Origin of the sequence: Zhihengliuella flava, from assembly GCF_015751895.1 — a bacterium.
Classification (GTDB): Bacteria; Actinomycetota; Actinomycetes; order Actinomycetales; family Micrococcaceae; genus Zhihengliuella; species Zhihengliuella flava.
On sequence record NZ_JADOTZ010000001.1, the window covers coordinates 2,544,922 to 2,570,935 of the forward strand.

Below are 26,014 nucleotides of genomic sequence, written 5' to 3' on the forward strand. Positions count from 1 at the left end.
GATTCCGCCCGGCCACGCTGCGTGTGTGGGCGCGGCGCGCGGCGGAGCCTACCGTTTGACGGCGAGGAACAGCCCGGGGCCGGTGGGAACCAATGCGGAGACGACGTCGTCGTGTTCCCGGAGGAGGCGCCCCGCCTGCCGCGCCGCCACGGTCGAGGGCTGGCGCACGGCCGGCAGTGGCACCCTGTCCGCGTCGAGGGCGTCGTGGAGCACCAGCATCCCACCTCCGCGCAGCAGTCGGATGGCGTGCTCGACGTAGTCCACGACCGACGCCTGATCTGCATCAATCAAGACAAAGTCGTAGGCGCCGCTGGTCAAACGTGGCAGCACGTCGCGGGCCCGTCCGGCGATGGTGCGGGTGCGGGAGGCCGGGATCCCCGCCTCGGCGTAAGCCTGGCGGGCGGCGGACAGGTGATCGACGTCGATATCGATGCTGGTGAAGACGGTCTGCGCGGAGAATCCCCGCAACAGGCTGACGCCGGAAACGCCGACTCCAGCTCCGATCTCCACGGCGGTCCGCGCCGAAGAATGGGCCGCCAACACCGTCAAGAGGGCCGCTGTCCCCGTGCCGACCGGGGTGACGCCGAGCTCGTACCCGCGCTCGCGGGCACGCGCGAGCACCTCATCCTCCTGGGGCAGGGCCTCGGCGTAGGACCAGCTGCTGTGCTTGTCGGTGCTCATGCTGCTCGGGGGATTCCTTCGGTTGGACGGCTGCGGGGGCCTCACTAGTCTAGCGGGAGTTCACTCAGCGGCTTGAGGCGTGCTATACAGCGATTTCACAGTCTGGACTGCCATCATGGATGACGTGAAACGAGCTACCGTACACCCTGAAACCGCGCCCATGGACCTGACGTCCGTGGACCCCGTGGACTCGGTGCCAAGCTGGGAAGCCATCGTGGAGGAACACTCCACCAAGGTCTACCGGCTGGCGTACCGCCTGACCGGCAACGCGCCGGACGCGGAGGACCTGACGCAGGAAACGTTTGTGCGCGTATTCCGTTCCCTCGATACCTTCAAGCCGGGGACCCTCGGCGGGTGGCTTCACCGCATCACCACCAACTTGTTCTTGGACCAAGCTCGGCGCAAGTCCCGCATTCGTTTCGATGCGCTGGCTGACGACGCCGAGTCGCGACTGCCGGGACGGGAGCCCGGGCCTGAGCGGACCTTCGAGCACAACAATCTGGACATTGACATTCAGGAAGCCCTCGAGACCCTGCCTGCCGACTTCCGCGCCGCCGTCGTCCTGTGTGACCTGGAGGGGCTCTCCTACGAGGAAGTCTCCGCGGCCCTCGGGGTGAAGCTCGGCACCGTCCGTTCACGGATTCACCGTGGCCGCGCCATGCTGCGCGAACGGCTGGCCCACCGGAACCCGGCTCGCGTGAAGACTCCCACCATGTCCCTGCCCCGCATCAAGCGGGCGGTGTCCTAGGGGCCGCTCATGCATTCGATGCGCCGCTGGATTGACGACTACGTCGTCGGTGAGCTGCCGGCCAAACGGGCCGAGCGTTTCGAGTCGCACGTTGCTCGGTGCGCGGATTGCCGCGTCCAGTTGGACGACCGGCGCCGCCGGGTGCGCCGCAATGCTCGCTACACGTCCTCGCTGCCCGTCGTGGTGAACGACGGCGCCGTGAGCCACTCGTCGTATGTTGTGGCGGTGGGGGCCCAGCGGGGATCAACCTATCCCGCCGGCCAGCTGGGGCTCGACGATTCGGGGTCCCGGCGTCATCTGCTGCCCCTCGCGGGACTCGTGGGAGTGTTTGCCTTGCTCATCGCGCTGGTGTGTACGGCATGGTACGCCGGCGGGACCACAACGACGAGCCGCGCCGCGTCCGCGGTGACCGCGCAGTGGGACGAGGATGGCCGCAAGCTCTCGGCGCAAGACGTGACGGATCTGCGCCGAGCCGGATGGAATCTCCCGGGCCTCGCCGCCCTGGGGTACACGATGAAAGACGCGGTGGGTGCCGTCATTGACGGGTTGCCCCGCGTGACCGTGTCCTACAACGGTCCTGCTGGCACGATTCTGGTCAGTGAGGCGCGGAAGACGCAGGAAACGCTGGCGGCCAGTGCGCTCTTGGGCGCCGGCGTAGACCTCGGGACGGGAAGTGAAGAGACGAACGACGCCGCCGAGGCCGAGGAAGGCATCGCGCTGGCGCCCGTCGGCATCATGGCGGCCGGCGTCGAGTCTGACGTGGAGACGTCTCGGATCGATACGCAGAACGCCGCTTATGCGCTGACCTACCCGTCGGACGACGGCGGCCAAGAGGCCGTCATCAATCGGATCGTCCTGACGGAGAATTCGCAGCTGAAACATGCCTCGGGTACGGAGGATTCGCTGCTCTCGCGCATCGGCCGGGGCCTGGGCCGCATGGGGTTGCTGGAAGTGTCCGAATAACGTGTTCGACTACGAATCACGCGCCGGAACCGGGTAGTCTCGAAGCGTGTTTGGCATAAATGGCAGCGAGTTCATCATCCTCGCGCTTCTGGCTGTCCTCATTCTGGGCCCGGACAAGCTCCCGGGGTATGCACAGCAGTTGGCCCAACTGGTCAAGAACGTGCGCCGAATGGCCAACGGTGCCAAAGAACAGCTCCGCGAGGAAGTCGGCGACGAGATCACGGAGATTGAATGGCGCAAACTGGACCCGCGCCAATACGATCCGCGCCGCATCATCAAGGAAGCCCTTCTCGACGACTTCGAGGACGCGGCCCGGGCCGCCAAGGAATCGCCCTCCGTGCCGACGGCCCGTAAGTCGATTCCGTCCTCCACGCCGGCTGTGACGCCCACGCTGCCAGCAGCGGCGCAGCGGCTCGAAGCCGGCGAACGCGCGCCCTTCGACCTCGACGCCACCTAACCGGGCGGCGACGCCCTACGTGGTGGTTTAGGTCGGATTGACGCCGAGGTTCAGGCCGGCCAAACCGCGCGGTCGATGCGTCAGCTGCCGGGCAATGCGCGTGATCTCCTGTGCCGCAGCCGAGCTCTCCTCGGCGAGCACAAGAGGCTGGCCTGCGTCCCCGCCCGCGCGGAGCCGAGGCTCGAGGGGAATCGAGCCGAGGAGTGGCACGTCCGTTTCGAGGCGAGTGCTGAGTCGTTGCGTCAAGAGCTCGCCACCGCCGGAACCGAACGGCTCCATGCGCGTGCCATCCGGTAGCTCGAGCCACGACATATTCTCGACGACCCCGACGACGCTCTGGCCCGTCGTCGTGGCGATGGCTCCGGCCCGCTCCGCCACCTCTGCGGCAGCCGATTGCGGCGTTGTCACCACCAACAACTCGGAACCGGGAAGCAGCTGGGAGACGGAGATAGCGATGTCTCCCGTTCCCGGAGGCAGATCCAAGAGCAGCACATCCAGATCGCCGAAGTGCACGTCCGTCAGGAACTGCTCGAGGGCTCGGTGCAGCATGGGCCCGCGCCACACGACGGGCTGATTCGACTCGACGAACATCCCGATCGAGATGACCTTCACGCCGTACGCCACCGGCGGCAGGATCATCTCATCCACCCGCGTCGGCGCCTGCGTGATACCCATCAATCCCGGGACGGAAAACCCGTGGACGTCGGCGTCGATGATGCCGACCCGCAGCCCCTGAGCCGCCATCGAACAGGCAAGATTCGCCGTGAGGCTGGACTTACCGACGCCGCCCTTGCCACTGGCGATCCCGATCACGCGGGTGAGCGAGTTCGGCTCCATGAAGGGCACCGTCCGCTGCTTCAGGCTGTCCTTGAGCTCCTGGCGCTGCTGCGGTGTCATCACGTCCAGGCTGACCTCGGCGGAATGCACACCGTCGACCGTCCGGGCGGCCTCGGCGACGTCGGCCTCAATCGTGCCCCGCAGGGGGCATCCCGCAATGGTGAGCAGCACGCTGACGTGGGCCACGCCGTCGTCATCCACGCGGGCCGATTCAACCATCCCGAGGTCCGTGATCGGGCGGCGCAGCTCGGGGTCCTGGACCCGGGCCAGAGCGTCCCAGAGCGGGTCGCTCATGGGCGCTCCGCCCGCTCGTCAGTCACCGTGGGGATCTGGGTCGTGGCCTCGGAGAGGGACATTTTCTTCTTCTTCGCGCCCGTGCGGCGCAGGCGAATCTCCTCACCCTCGTGCGATTCGATCATCTCCTCCAGCACGCTCCGGAGCTCGGAGCGGACGAAGTCGCGAGTGGCGACGTCCCGCAGCGCGATGCGCAGGGACGCCAGCTCGCGGGTCAGGTATTCGGTGTCGTGCAGATTCCGTTCGGCCCGCTTCCGGTCTTCCGTGAGGGAGACCTTGTCCCGGTCGTCTTGGCGGTTTTGGGCGAGCAGCAGCAAGGGTGCGGCGTAGGACGCTTGCAGGGACAGCATGAGCGTGAGTGCCGTAAACCCTAGGGCTGCCGAATCGAACCGCCACGCCTCCGGCGCCACCGTATTCCATACCACCCAGAGCCCACAGAAGATGGTCATGTAGAGCAGGAACTGCGGCGTGCCCATGAATCGGGCGAAGCCCTCGGTGGCGCGGCCGAAGGCGTCTGGGTCGGGGCGCGTTCGCGGGAACAACCTGGCGCGCGCAGCCATCGGGGTGTCGAGGGCGCGGGAGAGTCGTGATTTTTCGGCCATACTCACACCGCCTGTGCTTCGTCGTCGTCTTGGGTCCGCCAGTCATCCGGCAGGAGGTGGTCGAGCACGTCATCGACGGTGACGGCACCCACCAACCGGTCCTGGGAATTGACCACCGGAGCGCTGGTGAGATTGTACGTGGCCAAGGTGCGGGCCACCTCGGACGCCGGGGACATATCGTTGAGCGGTTCAAGGTCCGTGTCGATGATGGTGCCCAGCGATTCCGGGGGAGGAGTGCGCAGGAGCGCCTGCAGGTGCACGACGCCGAGGTACCGGCCCGTCGGGGTCTCGAGTGGCGGACGGCACACGTAAACGGCGCTGGCCGTCGCCGGGCTGAGCTCTTCCTGGCGCACATAGGCGAGGGCTTCAGCAACCGTCGCCTCGGGCGGCAGGATCACCGGCACCGGCGTCATGAGGGAGCCGGCCGTGTTCTCCTCGTACTCCAACAGGCGCCGGACGTCGTCGGCGTCGTCGGGCTCCATCAGCTGCAGCAGGGCCTCCTGCTGCTCGTCGGTCAGCTCGTTGAGCAAGTCAGCGGCGTCGTCCGGGTCCATTTCCTCGAGGACGACGGCGGCGCGGTCCATGTCCAGCGCGGACAGGATCTGGACCTGCTCCTCGTCCGGCAGCTCTTGGAGCACCATGGCTAGGCGATCGTCCTGCAACTCAGTCGCGACTTCGAGGCGGCGTTTGCCGGGCATCTCGTGGAGGGCCTCGGCGAAGTCAGCGGGCTTCATTTCCTCGTGAGCGGCCACAAACTGCGTGGCGGCCTGCGGCTCGGTCTCTTCCGGGTGCGTGATCTCGTTCCAGTCAACGACGAGGCGCTCACCGCGGCTGAGGCGGCGCAGGGCGCGAAAGCTGCCCGCGGCGTCGCCACGGCGGACAAAGTAGGACGTGACTAACCAGTCCCCGTTGCGCTCTTGCCGCATGCCAATGTCCTCCACGACGCCGGCGCCGCTACCGTCCGCGAAGACCACGCGCCGATCAAAAAGCTCGCCGACGACGAGGCGCTCCGCGCCGCGTTGCTGGAAGCGGCGCAGGTTGACCAGGCCGGAACAGATAATTTGCCCTGCCTCGATGGCCTGAACGCGCGTGACAGGAACGAAGACGCGGCGCTTTCCGGGCACCTCGACCAAGAGGCCCACCACTTGCGCGGCCTTCGCCTTGCCTCGATCGAGGACGACGACGTCGCGCAACCGGCCGAGGCGGTCACCGAGCGGGTCGAAGACATCAAGGCCGAGCAGGCGGGAGACAAAGACCTTGGAGGAGAGGTTGCTGCTCATGCTCACTAGGCTACTGGTTCGCCCAGACCGCGCCGTGGTGCCATGACGTCACCTTTCACCCGCAGCGATACTCGGGCGCGCTTTCCTGCGATCTACAGCCAAGCAGTGCATCATGGGAACATGACCACTCCGTTCGGTGCACCCACGTCCGTTCAAGACCTCATGACCCTGCCGCGCGGCGAGGTCCTCGGCCGCTACGAGTCCTACCTCGACGCCCAAAAGGTCGTGGACTACTTGGCGGACAACGACTTCCCCGTCTCCAACGTCAGCATTGTCGGTTGTGACCTGAAGACCGTCGAGCGGGTCACCATGAAGCTCAGCTACCCGCGCGTCGCCCTGCGCGGCGCCGCCCAGGGCGTCATGTTTGGCCTGTTCGTCGGCCTCTTGCTGAGCCTCTTCAACGAGGGCAACCCGCTGGGACAGATCTTCTCCTCAGTGGGTCTCGGCGTCGCGATTTGGATGATCGTGGCCGTCATCGGCTACGCGATGCGTCGCGGCAAGCGGGACTTCGAGTCATCAAATCAGATCATGGCCGGTTACTACGACGTCGTCGTTGGGTTTGAGCACATCCACGCGGCCCGCCAGCTGGCGTCGTCGTTGCCCATGAGCAGCGGCCAAGCGGGAAGCGTCACGCCGGCGTGGGCGCCCCCGCGGGATGCGTCCTCGACTGGTTCGTCCGCGTCCGCACCGTCCGCCGGCTCGGCCACGCCCGCGAGCCCGTCGTCCTCGGATCAGCCGGCCGCCGACTCCGCCCCAGCGGGGGTCGAGTCACGCCGCAGCGGCTACGCCGATCTGCCCGACGGCCGTCCGCAGTTTGGTGTCCGGGTGGAGCCGACGCCGGCCCAGGAGCCGACCGAGCCTCAGGCCGAACCCGAGGCGGAGCAGACCTCCGGGGAGCCCGCAGCAGAACAGCCACAGGCAGAGTCCGGCACGGACAGCGCGTCAACGCAGGACACGTCGGAGGACACCGACTCGCCACGGCGGGAGTCGTAAACCGGAGACCGCGGTCTGCGGTACCCGCCACTGGCGGTAGCACGCACACACCAACGCACCGGCGCCCGGCACCATCATCTGGTGCCGGGCGCCGGTGCGTTCGGAGCTGGGTGGCCTCGGGCGTTAGCTCGCCTGAGCAGCCGCCATCCACGCCTCGATCTCATCCGGGGTGCGCGGCAGATCCGCGGAAAGGTTCACGCAGCCGTCCTCGGTAACCAGCACGTCGTCCTCAAGGCGCACGCCGATGCCGCGGTACTCCTCGGGCACCGCCAGATCCTCTTCCTTGAAGTACAGTCCGGGCTCGATGGTGAAGACCATGCCCGGCTCCAACACGCCGTCCAAGTACATGTCCCGCTTGGCCTGCGCGCAGTCGTGCACATCGAGCCCCAAGTGGTGGCTCGTGCCGTGCGGCATCCAGCGCCGGTGCTGCTGGCCCTCTGGGGAGAGCGCTTCCTCGAGGGACACGGGGAGCAGGCCCCACTCGTCGAGTCGCTGGGCGAGGACCGTGATGGCGGCCTCGTGCAACTCGCGGAACTTGCGGCCCGGCTTGGCCACCTCGAAGGCGGCGTCCTGCGCGTCGAGAATGGCCTGGTAGATCTTCCGCTGAATGTCCGTGTACTTGCCGTTCACCGGCATCGTGCGCGTGATGTCGGCGGTGTACAGCGAGTCGGCTTCCACGCCGGCGTCGACCAAGATGAGGTCGCCGGAGTTCACCTGACCGGAATTGCGCATCCAGTGCAGCACCGTGGCGTTGTTGCCGGAGGCCGCGATCGTGTCATAGCCGAGGTCATTGCCTTCCTCGCGGGCACGGGCGAAGAACGCGCCCTCCACGACGCGCTCACCGCGCTTGTGCTCGACGGCCCGCGGCAGGGCCTGGGCGACCTGATGGAACCCGTTCATCGTCGCCTCGACCGCAGCGCGCATCTGCTCGATCTCCCACTCGTCCTTGACCAAGCGGATTTCGGACAGCGCCTCAGCGAGCTCGGCATCGAGGCGGTCGGACTCCTCGAGATCCACTGCCGTGTTGATGCGCGAGGTGTCCACCAGGGCATCGCAGTTCAGGTCGACGTCCCGCAGGAGCCGCAGGCGCAAGCCGCCGAGTGCCGTATTGCCGGCGCCCTCGGTGATGGCGTCTTCCAGCTGCTCGTCCATATGGGCGGTGGGGATGTTCAGGCGGGCCTGCAGTTCAGCAAGGGTCGGCCGTTTGCCGATCCAGAATTCGCCACTGCGGGCGTTGGAGTAGAACTCCTCGGTGTCCCGCCCTGCCATGGGGCGGAAGTACAGGCTCACGTGGTGGTTGCCACCGTCGTCGCCGGCGCCTTCAGCGACGGGGTTAAACACGAGCACGGCATCGGGCTCGTGGTCCAACCCCAGCCCCGTCAGGTGGGCGAAGCCCGAGTGCGGGCGGAACCGGTAGTCCGTGTCGTTCGAGCGGACCTTCAGGGGGCCAGCCGGGATTACTAGTCGCTCGCCGGGGAAGCGCTGGGAGAGCTTCAGGCGGCGCTGGGCCGCATAGGGGGCGACGGCGTCCTGCGGCGGCAGGGTGGTGTCTGCCGGTGCCCACTGGCTGGCCATAAACTCTTTGAAGGCGTCCGAGGACGGGCGTTGCGAACGGTTGTTCACACGGTCCTCGATGGGCTGCGATTGGGAGGTGTTGTTCTCTTCAGTCATCACTGACCCAGTGTCTCAAACAGTTCGTGAGGGCACCAATAGTCGTAAGGTGGGGGCATGCGGATCGACCTTCACACCCACTCGTGCGTCTCCGACGGAACCGAATCGCCGGGCGAAGTGGTGCGGGCCGCCGCAGCAGCAGGGCTCGACGTCGTCGCCTTGACCGATCACGATCAGACGGCTGGCTGGGCGGAGGCCGCCGCGGCCGCGGCGTCTGCCGGAATCGGGTTCATTCCCGGCATGGAAATCTCCTGCCGCAGCTCCGACGGGATCAGCGTGCACCTGCTGTGCTACCTGCATGACCCGGCGGACGCGGAGCTGGTCGCTGAACTCGACGCGGCCAGGTCCTCGCGCCAGACCCGAGCCCGGCGCATGGTGGAGATCTTGGCCGAGGACTTCCCGCTCACGTGGGACATGGTGCAAGAGCAGACGCACGACGGCGCCACGATCGGGCGCCCACACATCGCGGACGCGCTGGTCGCGGCCGGCGTCGTCGTCGATCGCTCGCACGCCTTTGCGACGATCCTCACGCCCCGCTCCCGGTACTACGTCGGACACTATGCGGTCGACGCCGCCCGAGCCGTGCGGTTGGTGCGGCAGGCCGGTGGCGTGCCCGTGTTCGCGCACCCCGTCGCCTCCGCGCGGGGGCGCGTGGTGGGCCAGCCGGTGTTTACCGAATTGATTGAGGCCGGTTTGCTGGGGGTGGAGATCGCTCACCGGGATAATCCGGAGGACGGGCGGCGCTTCCTCCGGCAACTCGCCGCCGAGCACGACCTCATCGTGACCGGCTCGAGTGATTATCACGGCGCCGGCAAGCCCAACCGGCTCGGTGAACATCTCACCGAGCCGGCCCAGCTGGAACGCCTCCTCGCCGCCGGATCCGGCAGCGCCGCCGTCGGGCTTTAGGGCTTCTTCACTCCGGGCACGACCTCCGCCGCGTCACCCAGGCGCTGGCGCATGACCTTGATCGCCTCCGGATTGGTGTCGACGCAGACAAACCGCCGCCCGAGCTGATGCGCCGCCGCCCCGGTGGAACCCGAGCCAGCAAAGAAGTCGAGGACCCAGTCGCCGGGGCGCGAGCTCGCGGAAATGATCCGCCGCAGCACACCGAGGGGCTTCTGGGTGGGATAACCCGTCTTCTCTTTGCCGGTGGGGGAGACGATGGTGTGCCACCAGACGTCCGTGGGCAGCTTGCCCAGCGCAGCTTTCTCCGCCGTGACGAGGCCGGGGGCCATATACGGCTCCCGATCCACCGCCGAGGAGTCGAAGTGATACCGGTCGGGATCCTTCACGTAGACCAGAATCGTGTCGTGCTTCGCCGGCCAACGGCTCTTGGACCGCCCCCCAAAGTCGTACGCCCAGATGATCTCGTTCAGGAAGCACTCGCGGCCGAAAATCGCATCCAGCATGACTTTCGCGTAGTGCACCTCCCGATAGTCGAGGTGCACGTAGAGCGTGCCGTCCTCGGCGAGGAGACGCCACGCTTCGCGGAGCCGCGGCTCAAGGAAGCCCCAGTAGTCGTCGAAGGCATCGTCGTAGCTGCGCAGGGCACCGCGCAGGGTTGAGTAGGCGACGCCTTTGAACCCCACGCGGTCGCCCTCGCCCTCGGCAGCCCGCACGCTGGTGGTGGTCTGCCGGGACTGCTTCCGACCCGTGTTGAACGGCGGGTCCACGTAGATCAGCGTGAAAGCTCCGTCCGGCAGGCGCGGCAGGACCTCGGCGTTATCGGCCCGGACCACGAGGTTAGGGCCGTGGAGCGAGAACTCCGCCTTTCTGCGGCTCACGCCTACTGGTCGTCGCGCTTGTTCACGACTTCGCCGTTGCGGCGGCGCGTCCGGGGGCGACGGCGGCGGGGCCGGTCCGTCTTCTCCGCTTCATCGGCGCGGGTGCCTCGGCCCTCGCCCGTCGCCTCTTTGTTCGGGCGGTCGGCCCGTCCGTGACTGTGGCCATGCCGGCGCTCGCCGTCCTGAGAGCGGCCGCGGCCCCGGCCGCCCCGCCCCTGGCCTCCGCGGGAGGGCTTCTTGCCGCCGGTCTCGCCGAGGTCCTCCGCCTTTTCCGCCGAGAGGCCGGCCGCCGTCCGCTTGTCCCGCGGCAGGCGCCCCTTGGTCCCCTCGGCAATGTTCAGGTCCGTGTAGAGGTGGGGGGAGGAGGAGTAGGTTTCCACGGGATCGGCCTGATCGAGGCCGAGGGCTTTGTTGATCAGGCCCCAACGCGGCACGTCTTCCCAATCGACGAGGGTGACGGCGGTGCCCTTGTTGCCGGCGCGGCCCGTGCGCCCCACGCGGTGCAGGTAGGTCTTCTCGTCCTCCGGGCACTGCAGATTAATGACGTGGGTGACATCGTCGACGTCGATGCCTCGGGCGGCGACGTCGGTCGCCACGAGCACGTCAACCTTGTTATTGCGGAACGCACGCAGGGCCTGCTCTCGGGCCCCCTGCCCCAAGTCTCCGTGCAGGGCCCCGGCGGCGAAACCACGGTCGGTCAGTTCCTCGGACAACCGAGCGGCGGCGCGCTTGGTGCGCGCAAAGATGATGCTGCGCCCGCGCCCTTCGGCCTGCAGAATGCGGGCGACCACCTCGTCCTTGTCCATGGGGTGGGCGCGGTAGACGACCTGACGGATGTCCTTCTTGGTCACGCCCTCATCGGAGGGATCGTGCGCGCGGATGTGCGTTGGCTGGGACATGAAACGGCGGGCCATGGCGATCACGGGGCCGGGCATGGTGGCGGAGAACAACATGGTTTGGCGCACCTCGGGAACGGCCGCGAGGATGCGCTCGACGTCGGGCAGGAAGCCGAGGTCCAGCATCTCGTCGGCCTCATCCAAGACGACGATCCGGATGTTCTTCAGGTTCAGGTGCTTTTGCTTGTAGAGGTCCAGCAGGCGTCCCGGGGTGCCGACGACGATCTCGACGCCGCCCTGCAGCTGCTCGATTTGCGGCTCGTAGGCGCGGCCACCGTAGATCGTGGCGATGCGTGCCGAGGACCGCTTCGCCGCCACGGTCAGGTCCTCGGCCACCTGGACGGCGAGCTCGCGCGTCGGGGCGACGATCAGTGCCTGCGGGGCACCCGGCGTCGCCAGGTCCTCGAACCCGGCGTCACCGGGGGCGACGACGCGCTGCAGGGCCGGGATGCCGAACCCGAGGGTCTTTCCCGTGCCCGTCTTGGCCTGGCCGATGATGTCGTGACCGCCGAGGGCGATCGGCAGCGTCATGGCCTGGATCGGGAAGGGGTGCAAAATGTTCTTGTCGGCCAACGAGGCGACAATGTCGCCTCGGACGGTGAAGTCGGCGAACGTCTGGCTCGCGGCGACTGCTTCGGCCGGTGTGTTCTCAATATCGGTGGTCAATGCCATCCCATTTCATTCAGGCGTTCGCGCTGTATCGTGGCGAACGCGTCCAGCGGAGCCGATCGCGGGCTTTCGTGCTTCGCGCCGTGGAGGACGTGGAGCCGGCGCGGTGCCGGCCGGGGCGCGAGGATCAGGCAGGTTCGCTGGGAAACGCTGCGAAGGGTCTTTATAAACTCTGACGATCGGGCATCCTTGCCTACGCCCGTCAGTCTAACGGGTGATGGGCCTGCCACGGGTAGTCCCGGCGGCGGAATGTCGTCGCCGGGCGGCGATAGGGTAAGGGGCATGACCCACACCGATTCCGCGCTGCGCGATGCGCTCTTTGGGCTCATGGCCTACCGAGAGCTGACGACCTTCGAACGCCTCTCCTCGGATGCCCGCTTCTCGCCGCGCTTGGCGGATCGGGCCGAGTTGGCGCGCTTGGCCGTCGCCGAGTTCGAGCATTTCGAGGTGGTGTGTGCTGAGTTGGTGGCCGCCGGACGAGATCCGCAGGAGGCCATGCTGCCGTTCGTCGAGGTCATCGATGAGCTGCACGAGCGCACGCGGCCGGGGGACTGGCACGAATCGTTGATGAAGGCCTACGTCCTCGACTCCGTGGTGGCGGATGTCTACCGCGCCTTGGGGGCCCGCATCGGCGATCAGGCGGACCGCGTGGCCCAGCGAATTCAGGAGCTCGACGCGCAGGCGACCTGGTTGACGGAGCGCCTCCGCGCGGATCTGGACAATGAACGCTTGCGCTCGCGCCTCGCGCTCTGGGGGCGCCGGCTCATGGGAGAGGCGTTGACACGATCACGCTCGCTGCTGGCCACCACGGTGTTCGGCACGCTGCTCTCCCCACAGGAGGAGAAGGAGCTTTTCGCCCAGTTGGTCAGGCATCACGCCCAGCGCATGAGCGCACTGGGCCTCACGGCCTAGTCAGGCCAGCGTTGGGGCTCGCTGCTCCAGCGGCGGGCGGGCGAGCCCCAACGGTTGACGGGCTGCGCCGACGCTACTGAGCGAAGCCGACGGGCCGCGCGGTCTCGGAGCCCACCTCGACGAACCCGATGGTGTTGGTCGGGATGATCACCTGACGTCCCTTGGCATCGGTCAGCGTGAGCAGACCGCCGGCGGACAGTGCGTCGGAGACCGTCTTGGCGACAGCCTCCGGGGCCTCGTTCGAGTCGATGACGACCTCGCGGGCAACATTCTGAATTCCGATGCGTACGTCCATGGTTCCTAACCTACTTCAGGATTCTTTCGGGAAGCGGCTAATTCCGCGCCAAGCTAAACGCGCCACCAGATCGCTCGCGACGGTCTGATCGACACAGTCTGAGACTTCGAGCCACGAGCGCGCCGATACCTGAGCCATGCCGGACAGGGTCCGCCCCAGCAGGAGGGCTTCGGCCTGCGCTAAACTCGTGTCTCCGGAAATCGCGGAGGCAATCTCATCCGCAATGGCGGCATTGAACCGCTCGAACCGATCGCTCACGTCCGGATCGTTGAGCAAGTCAGACTCGAAGATCAGGCGGTAGGCCTGATGATCGGCCGCGACGAACTCAAAGTAGGTGCGGATCGCGGCGGTGACGCGCTCCTTGTTGTCATCGGTGGATCGCAGGGCGGTGAGCATCGCCGTCGTCAGCTCATCAAGGTGGTGATCGAGCAAGGCGAGGTAGAGCTCCCGCTTGCCCGGGAAGTGTTGATACAGCACCGGCTTGGACACGTGCGCCGCCTCGGCAATTTCATCCATGGCGGCGCCGTGATAGCCGTGCGTGACAAACACCCCGTGCGCGGCTTGGAGCAATTGCGCACGGCGTTGTTCACGGGGCAAGCGGCCGCTGCGCTTGTCCTGGTCCGCTGGGGCGGAGACCTGATCCACGGCTTATTCCTCCTGACGGTGGCGCATCTGGCACCACAGTCTACGCGTCACGGAGGGTGTCAGGGCGTCAGCTGCCGCACTACAGTGAAGGCATGGACACGCCGTCGTACCGATTCGAGCCCCTTGTTGAGCCGGCCGCGGAGCTCACCCATGACGAGCTGCGCCGGTACTCGCGCCACATCATCATTTCCGAGATGGGGTTGACGGGCCAGCGGCGCCTCAAGGCCGCGCGCGTGCTCGTGATCGGCGCCGGCGGGTTGGGCTCGCCCGCCTTGATGTATTTGGCCGCCGCAGGCATTGGGACCTTGGGCGTGGTGGACGACGACGTCGTGGACGATTCCAATCTCCAGCGCCAGATCATCCACGGCACGTCCCGGATCGGCATGCTGAAAACTGAGTCCGCCGCCCAGTCCATCCGGGAGATCAACCCGAGCACCAACGTCGTCCTCCACAACACCCGGCTGAGCCGCGAGAACGTTCTCGAGATTTTTAGCGGGTACGACCTGATTCTGGACGGCACGGACAATTTTGCGACCCGCTATCTGGTCAATGATGCCGCCGCGATCCTCGGCAAGCCGTACGTATGGGGATCCATCCTGCGCTTCGACGGGCAGGTGAGTGTTTTTTGGAACGGCCACGGGCCCACCTATCGGGACCTTTACCCCGAGGCTCCGCCCGCTGGAACCGTTCCTTCCTGCGCGGAGGGCGGCGTCTTCGGCGTGCTGTGCGCACAAATCGGCTCCGTCATGGTGGCGGAGGCCATCAAGCTCATCACGGGGGTGGGGCAGCCGCTGATCGGGCGCGTGCAGATCCTCGATTCGCTGGCCATGACGTGGCGCGAGATTCGCCTCAAGCCGGACCCTGAATTGGTACAGCCCACCGAACTCTTAGCGGACTACCCGGCGTTTTGCGGCCTGCAGCCGCCCGCCGAGGAGGACGTGCCCGCCGTGGCGGCCCGCGAGCTCGCCGAGCTCCTTGCGGCGCGTGAGCAGGGCCGCGCGCAGTTCCGGCTGATTGACGTGAGGGAGCCAGGGGAGGCGGAGATCGTCGCCATCGACGGCGCCGAGTTGGCCCCGCGCGGGCAGATCCTTGGCGGCGATATTTCGTGGCCGCGCCAGACACCGCTCATCCTGCATTGCAAGTCCGGTGGACGCTCGGCCGAGGTGCTGCGCTACCTCAAGGGGCAGGGCTACACGGACGTGAAGCACCTCGACGGCGGCGTGCTGGCGTGGGTGCGGGACATCGAACCTGACCGGGCGAGCTACTAGCGAGGCGCGCCGGGCGCCGGCAGTTCACGCGGTGCGTTGGTGTGAACCCGTGGTGAGCCCGGGCACGAGGGGCGCCGCGGCGGTTGTCGCGGGTCGGGGACCGCCCTGGCCGGCCACCTGTGCGGCGATATCCTCGCCGGTGATGCCGAAGAGCGAGGCGAGGGCCGACTCCACCTCATCGGCGCGTCCGGCGGCGGCTAGCTCGCGGGCGCGCACGGTCGGCTCGTGGAGCAACTGCTTCATCATGCGGCGCATGGCGAACTCCACTTCCTTGGCGGCGGCCGTGCAGCCGTGCTGCTTGCGCACGCGCTCCACCTCCGTCTCGAGGACCTTCTGGGTGTGCTTGCGCAGGGCGACGATCGCGGCATCGGCGGAACGTTCGCGCTGGCCCGAGGCAAAGTCCTGTGCGGCCGTCTGCACAATCTCCCGAGCCTGCTCGAGGGCCGCGGCCTGCTCAGCCGGGGCAGCCATGCGGACGGATTCCAGCGTGATGACATCCACGTGCTCGAGGTCCTCGAGCGAGGAATCGAAGTCCCGGGTCAGGGCCAAATCGATGGCGACCAGTTCCCGGTTACCTCGGCCGGCCTCGGCCAGATCAGCCGCCGTGAGCTTGTGATCCCCACCGGAACAGCCGATGACGACGTCGGCGTCGGCGAGTGCCTCGCGCAGCGTCTCCTCGGTGAGGGCCGTGCCACCCCGCGTGGCGACGAAGGCCGGAGCGCGGCCCGAATTGGAGTAGACGGCCACGTTTTCGGCGTGGCGCTGCTGCAGCAAGGACATGGTGGCACCCGCGTAAGCCCCCGTGCCGAAGACGACGACGTTCTTGGTGCGCCAGTCGGCGTCGCGCAGGTCCTCCGCCAGATCCAGAGCCACGGACACAATGGACAGCCCCCGGCCGCCGAGCGCGGTTTGTGAGCCGACGTCCTTGGCGGTGCGGGACGCCGTTTGGAAGAGGCGGACCAGCGGGCCCGTCGTCGTCCCGGCCTCTTGAGCCTCGATGAGGGCCCGCCGCACCTGTCCAGCGATCTCTCGCTCGCCGATGACTGCCGAATCCAGGCCTGCGCCGACATTAAAAAGGTGGTTCACGGCCTCGTCGCCGGTGAGTGTGGTGAGCGCCATGGAGACCGTATGTTCGTCCAGCCCGGACAGTTCGGCGATCTCGGTGATGATGGCCGCGCGGGCTGCCTCGACGTCGTCCTCAGACCGGGCCTCGGCGTAAATCTCGTAGCGATTGCACGTGGCCAGAACCACCGCACCCGTCATCGGGCCGGCGGAATCGAGAACGCCTGAAGCGACCTCGGAGGCGCCAGCGCTCAAGCGCGCCACGGTTTCGAGGTCGACGTCAGAATGGGAAGCCACGAGCGATACAAAAACCACAGTGTTCCCATGGTATCGCTGGTGGCCGCTAAGGTTCCCCTAAGAACCGGGGTGTGCAGCGCCCTGTGACGGCGTGTTGTTGGCCACGATGGTGGCCCGAAGGGCTCCTCAAATTAGCGCAATGCACGCCCGATTGGCAGAATTGCCACCATGACCTTGAGCGCTAGCCACCCGCTGATGGATGGCCGTACTGCTGATTCCCCGTTGATCTCCGCGTACCGCGGTCAGACGCCGTCGCGCCGCCCCGTGTGGTTCATGCGTCAGGCGGGGCGCTCCCTGCCGGAGTACCGCCGGGTGCGCGAGGGGATCGGCATGCTCGAGTCCTGCCTTCAGCCCGAGCTGGCGGCTGAGATCACGCTGCAGCCCGTGCGGCGCCACGACGTCGATGCCGCGATCTTCTTTTCCGACATCGTCATTCCGCTGAAGCTGGCCGGGGTGGGCGTCGACATTGTCTCCGGAGTCGGGCCCGTGCTGGACCGCCCCGTCCGGACCGCCGCCGACGTCGCGGCGTTGCCCACGCTGGAGGATGCGGCGCTCGACCCCATCCGCGAGGCCGTCGCCCGGACGGTGGACGAGCTGGGGCACACCCCGCTCATCGGCTTCGCGGGTGCGCCCTTCACCTTGGCCGCCTACATGGTCGAGGGCCGCCCGTCCCGGGATCACTTGGGCCCGCGGACCATGATGCACGCCGCACCCGAGACTTGGGCCGCCCTGGCGAACTGGGCCGCTGAGGTTTCCGGCCAGTTCCTCCGCGCGCAGGTGGAAGCCGGCGCGTCCGCCGCCCAGCTCTTCGATTCATGGGCCGGCAGCCTCGGCCGCGCCGACTACGAACGTCACGTCGCCCCGGCCTCCGCTCGCGCCCTCGACGCGGTGCGGGATACCGGAGTGCCGTTGGTGCACTTTGGCACCGGGACCTCGGAGATCCTGCAGCCCATGCGCGACGTCGGCGTCGACGTCGTAGGCGTCGACTACCGGCTGCCGCTGGACGAGGCCAATCGCCGCTTGGGCGGTACCGTGCCGCTGCAGGGCAACATCGACCCAGCGCTGCTGGATGCACCGTGGGAGGTTCTCGAGGCCCACGTGCGTGAGGTCATCGCGGCGGGTGAGGCTGCGCCCGGCCACGTGTTGAATCTGGGACACGGCGTCCCGCCAACGACTGATCCTGAGGTGTTGACCCGACTGGTGAGCCTCATTCACTCGATAGATGTGACTGGAGGACAGTGAAACGAACCCCAGCTCAGCCAGCCGCCGCGGTCATTGGCGGCGGAATGTCCGGCCTCGTCGCTGCGCGCGAACTGGCGACGGCAGGCTTCGCCGTGACCGTTCTCGAGGCGTCCCAGCGCCTCGGCGGGAGTGTTCACGCCCATGAAGTCGCCGGTCTGTCCCTGGACGCGGGGGCGGAGTCCTTCGCGACCCGCACGACGGCCGTCGCGGACCTGCTGGAGGAGTTGGGGCTGGCCGACGACATCGAGTACCCGGCCGCCGGAGATGCGTGGCTGCAGACCCCCAACGCCGTCCGCAAACTCCCGAGCACGGGCGTTCTGGGCATTCCCGCGGATCCTCTGGCCCCAGACGTCAAGGCCGTGATCGGACAAACGGCCGCCCTCCGGGCCGCGGCGGACCTCGCCGCACCGGTCAGCAAGCACCTGACCGACGGGGCCATGAGCCTCGGGGAGCTGGTGCGCAACCGGATGGGGCACGCCGTGCTCGACTCGCTGGTGACGCCGGTGGTTTCCGGGGTGCATTCGGCCGATCCGGATGCCCTCGACGTCGATGCCGTCGCTCCGGGGCTGCGCGCCGCCGTCGTCAAGCACGGGTCGCTGGCCCGCGCAGTGGGGTCGATGCGCCAAGCCGCCCCGGCCGGGTCGGCCGTGGGCTCCCTGACGGGAGGCATGCACCGGCTGACCGCCGCGCTCGTCGAGGAGCTGACCGACCGCGGCGTGGACGTGCGCACCGGAGCGCGCGTCAGCCGGCTGGCGGCCCGCGAGGACGAATACACCGTGGTGTGGTCCGAGACGGAGGAAGCGCTGGCCGTCTCCCGCGTGGTGATTGCGACGGACGGGCCGTCCGCCGTCGACCTCGCCGCGCAGCTGGATCCGGATCTGGCGGTCTACCGTCCCGAGCCCGGCGCGGGCGTTTCCCTCGTGACGCTCGTTCTTGACTATCCGGAGCTGGACGTCGCCCCACGGGGCAACGGCGTCCTGGTCGCCCCGGAAACTGAGGGGATTGGGGCCAAGGCTCTGACCCATGCGACAGCGAAATGGCAGTGGCTGGCTGCGGAGGCAGGGCCCGGAACGCAGGTGTTGCGATTGTCCTACGGGCGCCTCTCCGAGCGTCACGCCCGGCTGGCCGATGCCGACGACGAGACGCTGTACCACGCAGCCGTGTCCGATGCGTCCGCACTACTTGATGTCGACGTGACGGAACAGGACGTCCTCGGGTGGGACGTGATCCGCCACCGGGGTGCCTTGCCGTTTGCAACGACGGGCCACCGTCAGCGCGTTGACGCGTTCCGCGCGGCGCTGGCCAAGCACCGCAGGCTGGACGCCGTGGGTGGCTGGCTGTCCGGCACGGGTCTGGCCGCCGTCGTGGCCGATGCCCGGGCAAGAACCCGCATTACGGCCCGCTAGATCGTTAGACCTAGAACTCCTTCTACGAAAGAGGCACCATGAACGAGAATCGTTCAAACAGCCCCGTGCTCGCCGATCGCGAGCGCGAGGGAGACACCATGCACTTCACCCTGTGGACGGTCTTCAAGCGCGAGTCGGGCCTGGACCGGTCCGAGGGCGTGGCCGCGTTCGAGGCGCTCGTGGCCGATCTGGCGGCCCGCGGCATCACGCTGCGCGGAGCTTACGACGTCTCCTCGATGCGCGCCGACGCGGACGTGATGATCTGGCTGCACGGAACCCAGGCGGAAGATCTGCAGGATGCGGTGCGCCAAATTCGCCGTTCCGACCTCTTCGCCGAGACCTCGATCGTGTGGTCCGGGATGGGCGTGCATCGCGAGGCCGAGTTTGCCAAGACGCATTCGCCGGCTTTCGCCCGCGGCGTCGACTCCAAGGAGTGGATGACCGTGTACCCGTTCGTCCGCTCCTATGACTGGTACCTGTTGGACCCCCAGGAGCGTGGCACGATGCTGCGCGATCACGGCATTCTGGGCCGCGACTTCCCGGAGATCAACGCCAACACCGTGGCGGCCTTTGCCCTCGGCGACTACGAGTGGATGATCTGCCTCGAGGCACCCCAGCTCATCGACCTCGTGGATATGATGCGTCACCTGCGGTACACCGACGCCCGCAACCACGTACGGGAAGAAATCCCGTTCTACACTGGCCGCATGATTGATGCTGCCCAGATCGCGGAGGTGCTGCGCTAATGAGCCGCGCAGAGAACCAGAGCACGCCAGGCTTGGGATACGACGCCGTCTTGCTGGCATCCTTCGGTGGCCCCGAGGGACAGGAAGACGTCATTCCCTTCCTGCGCAACGTCACGGCTGGCCGCGGGATCCCCGATGAGCGCCTGGAGGAAGTGGCCACGCACTACCGGGCCAACGGTGGCGTGAGCCCCATTAACGAACAGAACCGGGACTTGTTGGCCGCGCTGGAGGCGGAGATCGCCGGCCGCGAGTGGAGCCTGCCGCTGTATTGGGGCAACCGGAATTGGGATCCATACATCCCCGATGCACTCCAGCAAATGTACGACGACGGGCACCGCCGCGTGCTCATGCTGGTCACGAGCGCGTATGCCGGGTATTCCAGCTGCTGTCAGTACCGCGAAGATATCGACAAGGGGTTGGAAGCCACTGGCCTCGGCGAGCAGCTCGAGATCGTCAAGATCCCGCAGTTCTTCCACGACCGCGCTTTTATCACTCCCTTCCAAGAGGCTCTGGCCACCGGCATCACGGACGTTCGCGCCCAGCTAGCCGCTCAGGGGGAGTCCGAGGCGCAGCCAAAAATCGTGTTCGTCACGCACTCCATCCCGACGGCCATCGCTGAAGCCCAGGGTCCGGAGCACGTCAAGGAGGAGTTCGGCACCGACGCCTACTCGGCACAGCACCTGGCCGTGGCGCGCACGCTCATGGAAACGGTTCCGGAGGCAGCCGGCTTGGAGCACTCGCTCGTGTTCCAGTCCCGCTCCGGCGCGCCGAGCACACCGTGGCTCGAACCGGATATTAATGACGCCATCGAGGAGTACGCCGAGCAGGGGACTCGCGGCGTGGTGGTCATGCCGATCGGGTTTGTCTCCGATCACATGGAGGTTAAGTGGGACCTTGACACCGAGGCCAAGGAGACGGCCGGCGAGTTGGGGCTCGCGTTCCACCGCGCCCCTACGCCCGGCATCCACGCGGCCTTCGTGTCCGGACTGGTCGACATCGTCGCGCGGCAGCTGGAAGGCGCGGCGCCCCAGCAGCAGGCCAACCAGAAGGTCCCGGGCACGTGGGATGACATCTGCTGCGTGACCGGCTGCCGGCCGCGGCTGACGGCCCGCTCGGCCGCTCCGCGCCGTGAAGAGAGCAGGACGGGGCCGTCCGGAGCCTGATGACGACCTTCACGATCGGAACGCGCGGCTCCGCGTTGGCGACCACCCAGACCGGGACGGTGGCTGACGCGCTGGCGGAACTGTCCGGGCTAACGGCGCACACGACGCTGGTCAAGACCGAGGGAGACGTGACCTCCGGCTCGCTCGCCCAGCTGGGTGGTACCGGCGTCTTCGCCGCAGCCCTGCGGGTGGCCCTCATGGAGGGCCGGTGTGACCTCGCGGTGCATTCCCTCAAGGATTTGCCGACGCAGCAGCCCGCAGGGCTGAGCATTGCCGCCACGCCGCCGCGCGTGGACGTTCGCGATGCACTGTGCGCCCGCGATGGCCTGACCCTGGAGGAACTGCCGGCTGGCTCGACCATTGGCACCGGCTCGCCGCGTCGCTCGGCCCAGCTGAAGTATGCGCGCCCCGACCTGCAGATCGTCGACATCCGAGGCAACGTCGGCACCCGGCTCGGGCGGGTCAAAGGCTCGCCGGAACAGGCCGACGACGGCGGCGTCGGCCGGGACGCCCAAGGAGACTTGGACGCCGTCGTCCTCGCCGCTGCCGGCCTCGAGCGGCTGGGGTTGCAGGCCCACATCACGCAGTATCTGGACCCCACCGTGATGCTTCCGGCGCCCGGACAGGGCAGCTTGGCGGTCGAATGCCGGAGCGAGGCCCTTGCCGAGGACACTGCGCTGAACCGAGCGCTCGCCGAGCTGGACGACGACGCCACACGGCTCGCCGTGACCGCCGAACGCGGGCTGCTGGCCCGGCTGGAGGCCGGCTGCGCGGCCCCGATTGGTGCCCTCGCCACTCTCGAGGCCGATGTCCTGGCGCTCGATGCCGTCGTGTGCGCTCCGGACGGGTCCGACGTGATCCGGCGCCGGGCAACGACCACCGAGGTGACCGATGCCGGGGCCGCAGCGCTGGGCGTGGCTCTTGCCGAGCAGCTGCTGCGCGAGGGCGCTGCGGAACTGGCGGGACTCTAGGTGGAACGACTAGCCGGGCGGACCGCGTTGGTCCTGCGGTCGCCGGAGCGAGCTTCCAGCACCGTGGAGCAGCTCGCGGCCCGCGGGGCGAATGCGGTGGTGTGTCCGGTGATCGACTTTGAGCTGCCGTCCGACACGGCCGCGCTCGACGCGGGGGTGCAGCGGCTCGCCAGCGGTGGCTATGACTGGTTGATCCTGACGTCGCTCACCACCCTGCGGGCGCTTGAGCAACGCGCGGTGACGCTCGGGCTCGACCTCACGCGCGCGTCGAAAACCCGGGTTGCCGCCGTCGCGGAGGCGTCCGCCGTGGCCGCGCAGGCCGCGGGACTGGCGGTTGACTTCGTGCCGCAGGAGAAGACGGGCGCAGGGCTGGTCGCTGAATTACCCGCCGCTGCCGGGGAGCGGGTCTTGGTGGCTCAAGCGGATATCGCCGCGCGCACGGTGGAGGCCGGTCTGGCCGAGCGGGGACTAAGCGTCGACGTCGTCACGGCCTACCGCACGGTGGACGCCCCTGCAGACCCCACCCGGCGCCTTGAGGTCCCTGTCCTCGGCGACCACGGGGCGCCCGCCGCCGCGGCGCCGCTCGTAGCGCCAGAGCACCTCGCCGAGCGGATCAGCGAGATCGACGCGGTGCTGTTTACGAGCCCGAGCATCGTCCGCCGCTTCGCCCAGCTCGCCGGGACCGACTTTCCGGGGCCAGCGATCGCCATCGGCGGGACTACGGCGGCGGAGCTGACCCGCCTCGGGTTTCAGCGCGTCCACACGGCTCAGGCGCCCACGCCCGCGGCCATGGTGGACGCATGGGCTGCCTCCTTAGACTGACCACGCGAGACCCCGAAGGATCGAGACCAGGAGTAACGATGAGCTTTCCTGCCCAGCGGCCCCGCCGCTTGCGCACCAGCCCGGCCATGCGCCGTCTGACCGCCGAGACCTCCTTGGAGGCGCGGCACCTCATCCTGCCCGCCTTCGTGCGCGAGGGCCTGAGCGAGCCTAACCCGATCACGTCGATGCCCGGCGTTGTCCAGCACACCCGCGACACGCTGAAGGCGGCCGCGGCTGAGGCGGCGGAGCTCGGCCTCGGCGGGATTATGCTCTTCGGGATTCCGGAGCAGCGCGACGCCGTGGGCAGCGCGGGTATGGATCCGCAGGGCGTGCTCAACCAAGCGATTAGCGATGTCCGGGCCGAGGTCGGCGATGACCTCATCGTCATGAGCGATGTCTGCTTGGACGAGTTCACCGATCACGGGCACTGCGGAGTGCTGGATGATGCCGGGCGCGTGGACAATGATGCGACGCTGGAGATATACGCGGAGATGGCCGTTCAGCAGGCGGCCGCGGGGGCGCACGTGCTGGGGCCGTCCGGGATGATGGACGGCCAAGTGGCCGTGATTCGGCAGGCGCTTGACGCCGCGGGATGGACCGACACCGTTGTGTTGGCGTATGCAGCGAAGTACGCTTCGGCGTTCTACGGTCCCTTCCGGGAGGCGGTCGACTCGCAGCTGAAGGGCGATCGGCGCACCTACCAGATGGACGCCGCTAACCGCCGTGAGGCCGTGCGCGAGGTCGAGTTGGACTTGGCTGAAGGGGCGGACATGGTGATGGTTAAGCCCGCCATGAGCTACCTCGACATTCTCTCCGACGTGGCGGCTCTCTCCGATGTGCCGGTCTCCGCGTACCAGATCTCCGGCGAGTACGCGATGATCGAGGCGGCCGCCGCGAATGGCTGGATCGACCGCCGTGCTGCCATCACCGAGTCGGTGCTTGGGATCCGCCGCGCCGGGGCTGACACCGTGCTGACATACGCCGCGACCGAGCTCGCGGGCTGGCTCACAGAAGGGAAATAAATGACCACCTCCGAGGAACTCTTCAACCGCGCCAAGAACCTCATGCCTGGCGGCGTGAACTCGCCCGTGCGTGCCTTCGGGTCCGTGGGCGGCACGCCCCGCTTCATGGTCTCCGCGGAGGGGCCGTACTTGCACGACGCCGACGGACGCGACTACGTGGACCTCGTCGGCTCGTGGGGCCCCATGCTGTTGGGGCACAAGCACCCGGCCGTTCAGGATGCGGTCCACGCCGCCGTCGACAAGGGGCTGTCCTTCGGAACGTCCACGCCGGATGAATCTGCGCTGGCCGAGCTGGTCATGCAGCGGTTCGGTGGGGTGGACCGGTTGCGGATGGTCTCCACGGGCACCGAGGCCACGATGACGGCGGTCCGGCTGGCGCGTGGCTACACCGGCCGGGATCTGATCGTGAAGTTCGCCGGTTGCTACCACGGCCACCTCGATAGCCTGCTGGCCTCGGCCGGCTCCGGCGTCGCAACCCTCGCGTTGCCGGGGTCTGCGGGCGTCACCGCGGCCACCGCCGGGGAAACTCTCGTGGTGCCCTATAACGACCCCGAGGCCGTGACCGAGGTCTTCTCGGAATACGGTGACCGGATCGCCGCGATCATCACCGAGTCGGCTCCCGCGAACATGGGCGTGGTGACTCCGGGGGAGGGGTTCAATAAGTTCCTGCTGGACACAGCTCACGCGCACGGCGCGTTGCTGATCGTCGACGAGGTGTTGACGGGTTTCCGCGCCTCAGACGCTGGGTACTGGGGGCTTTCGGGCCGCGTCGAGGACTGGACGCCCGACCTCTATACGTTCGGCAAGGTCATCGGCGGCGGACTGCCCACCGCGGGCCTCGGCGGCCGGGCGGAGGTCATGGACTACTTGGCTCCGACGGGGCCGGTGTATCAGGCGGGCACGCTCTCCGGGAATCCCATTGCCATGGCCGCCGGCGTGGCCACCCTGACGCACGCCACAGCGGAGGTGTACGCGCACATTGACGCGCTGAGCCTTGAGCTGCAGGAGGCGGTTTCCGCGGCATTGAACGCCGAGGGGGTCGACCACTCGATCCAAACCGCGGGCAACCTCTTCTCGGTGGCCTTTGGCACGAGCCAGCACGGTGTGAAGAACTATGCGGACGCTCAGGCCCAAGACGCGTACCGCTATGCGCCGTTCTTCCATTCCATGCTGGAGTCCGGCGTCTACTTGGCGCCCAGCGTCTTCGAGGCCTGGTTCCTCTCTGCAGCACACGACGACGTCGCCATGGAGCGCGTGTACGAGGCGCTGCCGGCGGCCGCCCGCGCGGCGGCGTCGGCACAGCCCGCGTAACGCGGCTCGTCACGCAGGACACACGAAGGGTCCGTTCCCCGTAGGGAACGGACCCTTCGTCGCATCAATTACTCGGTCGGGCTGACATCGCCGTTCGGCCACGTCTCCGTGATGTACTCGCGCACCTCGTCCGAGTGCAGCAGCTCGTCGAGCGTGGCGATCGCCTCGGTCTGCTCGCCCGCGCGCCAGGCCAGGAAGTTGGCATACGGGTTCTCGCCGGAGACGTCCTCCACGAGGAGGGCGTCGGAGGTCTTCATGCCGGCCTGCAGCAGGAAGTTGCCGTTGAGGATGGCCAGATCGACCTTCGGATCTCCCGCGATCTGAACGAGGACCTCCGGCTGGTTCTCCTCGAACTGCAGACCCTTCGGGTTCTGAGAGTCGGTCAGGGAGAGCACCGTGGTCTCGTCGTCGATGTTCTCGAGCAGCCCGGCCTCTTCGAGGAGCTTCAATCCGCGCAGCTGGTTGGCCGGATCGTTGGTGATGGCCACGACGCCGCCGTCCGGGATGTCCTCGACGCTGGCGTGCTGGGAGAACGCGGCGTAGGGCTCGATGTGGACGCCGGTGCCGTGCTCGAATTCGTACCCCTTGGTGGCGACCTGGTCTTCGAGCCACGGCAGGTGCTGGTAGTAGTTGGCGTCGATACTGCCCTCATCCAGCGCAATGTTCGGGGTCTGGTAGTCGTCGAACTCTTCGATTTCCAGATCGATCCCGGCGTCGGCGGCGAGGTTCTCGTCGACGAATTCGAGGATTTGCGCGTGGGGAACCGGGCTGGCACCGACGGTGACGATGGTGGCCCCATTCTCATTGGTGTTTTCCTCCGCGCTGGGGGTGTCTCCACCGCAAGCCGTCAGCGCGAAGAGGGCAACCGCACCGGTTGCCGCGAGCGAGAGCTTCTGACGCATATGTCTGCGTTTCCTTTTCATTCCGGCCCGCCGGCTAGCGGGCAGTGTGGTGCAGCCAGCGGCTACCAGCTGCAC

At 67.7% G+C, this 26,014-nt stretch carries 26 protein-coding genes; 15 read left to right on the plus strand and 11 right to left on the minus strand.

Annotated elements, in window-relative coordinates; all coding sequences use genetic code 11:
* Window positions 1–48: 48 nt before the first annotated feature.
* The gene (locus IW252_RS11720) at window positions 49–681 is read right to left on the minus strand and encodes an O-methyltransferase (RefSeq protein ID WP_196836722.1); all 633 of its coding nucleotides are present in this window, start codon (window positions 679–681) and stop codon (window positions 49–51) included.
* A 160-nt stretch (window positions 682–841) separates the two neighbouring features.
* Here IW252_RS11720 and sigE point away from each other — a divergent pair, with 160 nt between their 5' ends.
* From sigE to IW252_RS11735, 3 genes are read left to right on the plus strand one after another with little or no spacing between them, the layout of a single operon-like run.
* Window positions 842–1,429, plus strand: a complete 588-nt coding sequence (gene sigE, locus IW252_RS11725) for an RNA polymerase sigma factor SigE (RefSeq protein WP_196837252.1) — start codon at window positions 842–844, stop codon at window positions 1,427–1,429.
* 9 nt (window positions 1,430–1,438) lie between these two features.
* Window positions 1,439–2,392 (plus strand): zf-HC2 domain-containing protein, encoded by a 954-nt coding sequence (locus IW252_RS11730; RefSeq protein WP_196836723.1) that lies wholly within the window; start codon window positions 1,439–1,441, stop codon window positions 2,390–2,392.
* A gap of 46 nt (window positions 2,393–2,438) precedes the next feature.
* Window positions 2,439–2,849 (plus strand): sec-independent translocase, encoded by a 411-nt coding sequence (locus IW252_RS11735; protein WP_196836724.1) that lies wholly within the window; start codon window positions 2,439–2,441, stop codon window positions 2,847–2,849.
* A 27-nt stretch (window positions 2,850–2,876) separates the two neighbouring features.
* Here IW252_RS11735 and IW252_RS11740 read toward each other — a convergent pair whose 3' ends face one another.
* Genes IW252_RS11740 through IW252_RS11750 form a run of 3 tightly spaced genes read right to left on the minus strand, consistent with a single transcriptional unit; the run spans window position 2,877 to window position 5,862 of the window.
* Window positions 2,877–3,980: an Mrp/NBP35 family ATP-binding protein gene (locus IW252_RS11740; protein WP_196836725.1), complete on the minus strand. Its 1,104-nt coding sequence runs from the start codon at window positions 3,978–3,980 to the stop codon at window positions 2,877–2,879.
* Complete coding sequence (locus tag IW252_RS11745; protein ID WP_196836726.1) at window positions 3,977–4,582, minus strand: DUF1003 domain-containing protein; 606 nt, start codon at window positions 4,580–4,582, stop codon at window positions 3,977–3,979. Before IW252_RS11745 ends, IW252_RS11740 begins: the two co-directional genes overlap by 4 nt.
* Window positions 4,583–4,584: 2 nt before the next feature.
* Entirely contained in the window at window positions 4,585–5,862 is a 1,278-nt protein-coding gene (locus tag IW252_RS11750) for a magnesium transporter MgtE N-terminal domain-containing protein (protein ID WP_196836727.1), read from the minus strand.
* Window positions 5,863–5,982: 120 nt separating this feature from the next.
* On the opposite strand from IW252_RS11750, the gene IW252_RS11755 reads away from it, so the two are divergent.
* The gene (locus IW252_RS11755; protein WP_196836728.1) at window positions 5,983–6,855 is read left to right on the plus strand and encodes a general stress protein; all 873 of its coding nucleotides are present in this window, start codon (window positions 5,983–5,985) and stop codon (window positions 6,853–6,855) included.
* A gap of 123 nt (window positions 6,856–6,978) precedes the next feature.
* Here the strand turns inward: IW252_RS11755 and IW252_RS11760 are convergent, their stop codons facing one another.
* Complete coding sequence (locus IW252_RS11760) at window positions 6,979–8,526, minus strand: aminopeptidase P family protein (protein WP_196836729.1); 1,548 nt, start codon at window positions 8,524–8,526, stop codon at window positions 6,979–6,981.
* A gap of 57 nt (window positions 8,527–8,583) precedes the next feature.
* Here IW252_RS11760 and IW252_RS11765 point away from each other — a divergent pair, with 57 nt between their 5' ends.
* Window positions 8,584–9,432 (plus strand): PHP domain-containing protein, encoded by an 849-nt coding sequence (locus tag IW252_RS11765; RefSeq protein WP_196836730.1) that lies wholly within the window; start codon window positions 8,584–8,586, stop codon window positions 9,430–9,432.
* Here the strand turns inward: IW252_RS11765 and IW252_RS11770 are convergent.
* Both IW252_RS11770 and IW252_RS11775 read right to left on the minus strand, forming a co-directional pair.
* Window positions 9,429–10,310, minus strand: coding sequence for a DNA-methyltransferase (locus IW252_RS11770; RefSeq protein ID WP_196836731.1), 882 nt, complete (start codon window positions 10,308–10,310; stop codon window positions 9,429–9,431). The two genes, IW252_RS11765 and IW252_RS11770, sit on opposite strands and share 4 nt — an antisense overlap.
* A 2-nt stretch (window positions 10,311–10,312) precedes the next feature.
* Window positions 10,313–11,878: a DEAD/DEAH box helicase gene (locus tag IW252_RS11775; RefSeq protein WP_196836732.1), complete on the minus strand. Its 1,566-nt coding sequence runs from the start codon at window positions 11,876–11,878 to the stop codon at window positions 10,313–10,315.
* Window positions 11,879–12,157: 279 nt separating this feature from the next.
* Here IW252_RS11775 and IW252_RS11780 point away from each other — a divergent pair, with 279 nt between their 5' ends.
* Window positions 12,158–12,787 (plus strand): ferritin-like fold-containing protein, encoded by a 630-nt coding sequence (locus IW252_RS11780; RefSeq protein WP_196836733.1) that lies wholly within the window; start codon window positions 12,158–12,160, stop codon window positions 12,785–12,787.
* A 73-nt stretch (window positions 12,788–12,860) separates the two neighbouring features.
* Here the strand turns inward: IW252_RS11780 and IW252_RS11785 are convergent, their stop codons facing one another.
* Together IW252_RS11785 and IW252_RS11790 are read right to left on the minus strand one after the other, a co-directional pair.
* Window positions 12,861–13,082, minus strand: coding sequence for a DUF3107 domain-containing protein (locus IW252_RS11785; protein WP_196836734.1), 222 nt, complete (start codon window positions 13,080–13,082; stop codon window positions 12,861–12,863).
* A gap of 15 nt (window positions 13,083–13,097) precedes the next feature.
* A complete protein-coding gene (locus IW252_RS11790; protein WP_331271528.1) occupies window positions 13,098–13,727 on the minus strand; it encodes a TetR/AcrR family transcriptional regulator in 630 nt (209 codons plus the stop codon).
* A gap of 92 nt (window positions 13,728–13,819) precedes the next feature.
* On the opposite strand from IW252_RS11790, the gene moeB reads away from it, so the two are divergent.
* Window positions 13,820–14,995, plus strand: coding sequence for a molybdopterin-synthase adenylyltransferase MoeB (moeB, locus tag IW252_RS11795; protein ID WP_196836735.1), 1,176 nt, complete (start codon window positions 13,820–13,822; stop codon window positions 14,993–14,995).
* Between the two features lie 24 nt (window positions 14,996–15,019).
* Here moeB and IW252_RS11800 read toward each other — a convergent pair whose 3' ends face one another.
* Complete coding sequence (locus tag IW252_RS11800) at window positions 15,020–16,372, minus strand: glutamyl-tRNA reductase (RefSeq protein WP_196836736.1); 1,353 nt, start codon at window positions 16,370–16,372, stop codon at window positions 15,020–15,022.
* A gap of 150 nt (window positions 16,373–16,522) precedes the next feature.
* On the opposite strand from IW252_RS11800, the gene hemE reads away from it, so the two are divergent.
* From hemE to hemL, 8 genes are read left to right on the plus strand one after another with little or no spacing between them, the layout of a single operon-like run.
* Window positions 16,523–17,596, plus strand: coding sequence for a uroporphyrinogen decarboxylase (gene hemE, locus IW252_RS11805; RefSeq protein ID WP_196836737.1), 1,074 nt, complete (start codon window positions 16,523–16,525; stop codon window positions 17,594–17,596).
* Window positions 17,593–19,002, plus strand: coding sequence for a protoporphyrinogen oxidase (hemG, locus tag IW252_RS11810; protein WP_196836738.1), 1,410 nt, complete (start codon window positions 17,593–17,595; stop codon window positions 19,000–19,002). Before hemE ends, hemG begins: the two co-directional genes overlap by 4 nt.
* A gap of 38 nt (window positions 19,003–19,040) precedes the next feature.
* The gene (hemQ, locus tag IW252_RS11815; protein ID WP_196836739.1) at window positions 19,041–19,748 is read left to right on the plus strand and encodes a hydrogen peroxide-dependent heme synthase; all 708 of its coding nucleotides are present in this window, start codon (window positions 19,041–19,043) and stop codon (window positions 19,746–19,748) included.
* Window positions 19,748–20,911 (plus strand): ferrochelatase, encoded by a 1,164-nt coding sequence (locus IW252_RS11820; protein WP_196836740.1) that lies wholly within the window; start codon window positions 19,748–19,750, stop codon window positions 20,909–20,911. Before hemQ ends, IW252_RS11820 begins: the two co-directional genes overlap by 1 nt.
* Complete coding sequence (gene hemC / locus IW252_RS11825; protein WP_196836741.1) at window positions 20,911–21,882, plus strand: hydroxymethylbilane synthase; 972 nt, start codon at window positions 20,911–20,913, stop codon at window positions 21,880–21,882. Before IW252_RS11820 ends, hemC begins: the two co-directional genes overlap by 1 nt.
* Window positions 21,883–22,704 carry a uroporphyrinogen-III synthase gene (locus IW252_RS11830; RefSeq protein WP_196836742.1) on the plus strand — a complete coding sequence of 274 codons (822 nt, stop codon included), beginning with the start codon at window positions 21,883–21,885 and terminating at the stop codon, window positions 22,702–22,704.
* A 38-nt stretch (window positions 22,705–22,742) separates the two neighbouring features.
* The gene (gene hemB / locus IW252_RS11835) at window positions 22,743–23,726 is read left to right on the plus strand and encodes a porphobilinogen synthase (RefSeq protein ID WP_196836743.1); all 984 of its coding nucleotides are present in this window, start codon (window positions 22,743–22,745) and stop codon (window positions 23,724–23,726) included.
* Window positions 23,727–25,037: a glutamate-1-semialdehyde 2,1-aminomutase gene (hemL, locus tag IW252_RS11840; protein WP_196836744.1), complete on the plus strand. Its 1,311-nt coding sequence runs from the start codon at window positions 23,727–23,729 to the stop codon at window positions 25,035–25,037.
* A 68-nt stretch (window positions 25,038–25,105) separates the two neighbouring features.
* Here hemL and IW252_RS11845 read toward each other — a convergent pair whose 3' ends face one another.
* A complete protein-coding gene (locus tag IW252_RS11845; RefSeq protein ID WP_196836745.1) occupies window positions 25,106–25,939 on the minus strand; it encodes a MetQ/NlpA family ABC transporter substrate-binding protein in 834 nt (277 codons plus the stop codon).
* Window positions 25,940–26,014: the final 75 nt, after the last annotated feature.

What these genes read in the sequence shown, in the direction of transcription:
- hemQ (WP_196836739.1), top strand. Translation starts at nt 19,041, where the DNA reads ATGAACGAGAATCGTTCAAACAGCCCCGTGCTCGCCGATCGCGAGCGC.
- IW252_RS11720 (WP_196836722.1), bottom strand. Translation starts at nt 681, where the DNA reads ATGAGCACCGACAAGCACAGCAGCTGGTCCTACGCCGAGGCCCTGCCC.
- IW252_RS11765 (WP_196836730.1), top strand. Translation starts at nt 8,584, where the DNA reads ATGCGGATCGACCTTCACACCCACTCGTGCGTCTCCGACGGAACCGAA.
- IW252_RS11750 (WP_196836727.1), bottom strand. Translation starts at nt 5,862, where the DNA reads ATGAGCAGCAACCTCTCCTCCAAGGTCTTTGTCTCCCGCCTGCTCGGC.
- hemB (WP_196836743.1), top strand. Translation starts at nt 22,743, where the DNA reads ATGAGCTTTCCTGCCCAGCGGCCCCGCCGCTTGCGCACCAGCCCGGCC.
- IW252_RS11775 (WP_196836732.1), bottom strand. Translation starts at nt 11,878, where the DNA reads ATGGCATTGACCACCGATATTGAGAACACACCGGCCGAAGCAGTCGCC.
- IW252_RS11740 (WP_196836725.1), bottom strand. Translation starts at nt 3,980, where the DNA reads ATGAGCGACCCGCTCTGGGACGCTCTGGCCCGGGTCCAGGACCCCGAG.
- hemL (WP_196836744.1), top strand. Translation starts at nt 23,727, where the DNA reads ATGACCACCTCCGAGGAACTCTTCAACCGCGCCAAGAACCTCATGCCT.
- IW252_RS11785 (WP_196836734.1), bottom strand. Translation starts at nt 13,082, where the DNA reads ATGGACGTACGCATCGGAATTCAGAATGTTGCCCGCGAGGTCGTCATC.
- hemE (WP_196836737.1), top strand. Translation starts at nt 16,523, where the DNA reads ATGACCTTGAGCGCTAGCCACCCGCTGATGGATGGCCGTACTGCTGAT.
- IW252_RS11755 (WP_196836728.1), top strand. Translation starts at nt 5,983, where the DNA reads ATGACCACTCCGTTCGGTGCACCCACGTCCGTTCAAGACCTCATGACC.
- IW252_RS11730 (WP_196836723.1), top strand. Translation starts at nt 1,439, where the DNA reads ATGCATTCGATGCGCCGCTGGATTGACGACTACGTCGTCGGTGAGCTG.
- IW252_RS11760 (WP_196836729.1), bottom strand. Translation starts at nt 8,526, where the DNA reads ATGACTGAAGAGAACAACACCTCCCAATCGCAGCCCATCGAGGACCGT.
- sigE (WP_196837252.1), top strand. Translation starts at nt 842, where the DNA reads ATGGACCTGACGTCCGTGGACCCCGTGGACTCGGTGCCAAGCTGGGAA.
- IW252_RS11780 (WP_196836733.1), top strand. Translation starts at nt 12,158, where the DNA reads ATGACCCACACCGATTCCGCGCTGCGCGATGCGCTCTTTGGGCTCATG.
- moeB (WP_196836735.1), top strand. Translation starts at nt 13,820, where the DNA reads ATGGACACGCCGTCGTACCGATTCGAGCCCCTTGTTGAGCCGGCCGCG.
- hemC (WP_196836741.1), top strand. Translation starts at nt 20,911, where the DNA reads ATGACGACCTTCACGATCGGAACGCGCGGCTCCGCGTTGGCGACCACC.
- IW252_RS11820 (WP_196836740.1), top strand. Translation starts at nt 19,748, where the DNA reads ATGAGCCGCGCAGAGAACCAGAGCACGCCAGGCTTGGGATACGACGCC.
- IW252_RS11745 (WP_196836726.1), bottom strand. Translation starts at nt 4,582, where the DNA reads ATGGCCGAAAAATCACGACTCTCCCGCGCCCTCGACACCCCGATGGCT.
- IW252_RS11845 (WP_196836745.1), bottom strand. Translation starts at nt 25,939, where the DNA reads ATGCGTCAGAAGCTCTCGCTCGCGGCAACCGGTGCGGTTGCCCTCTTC.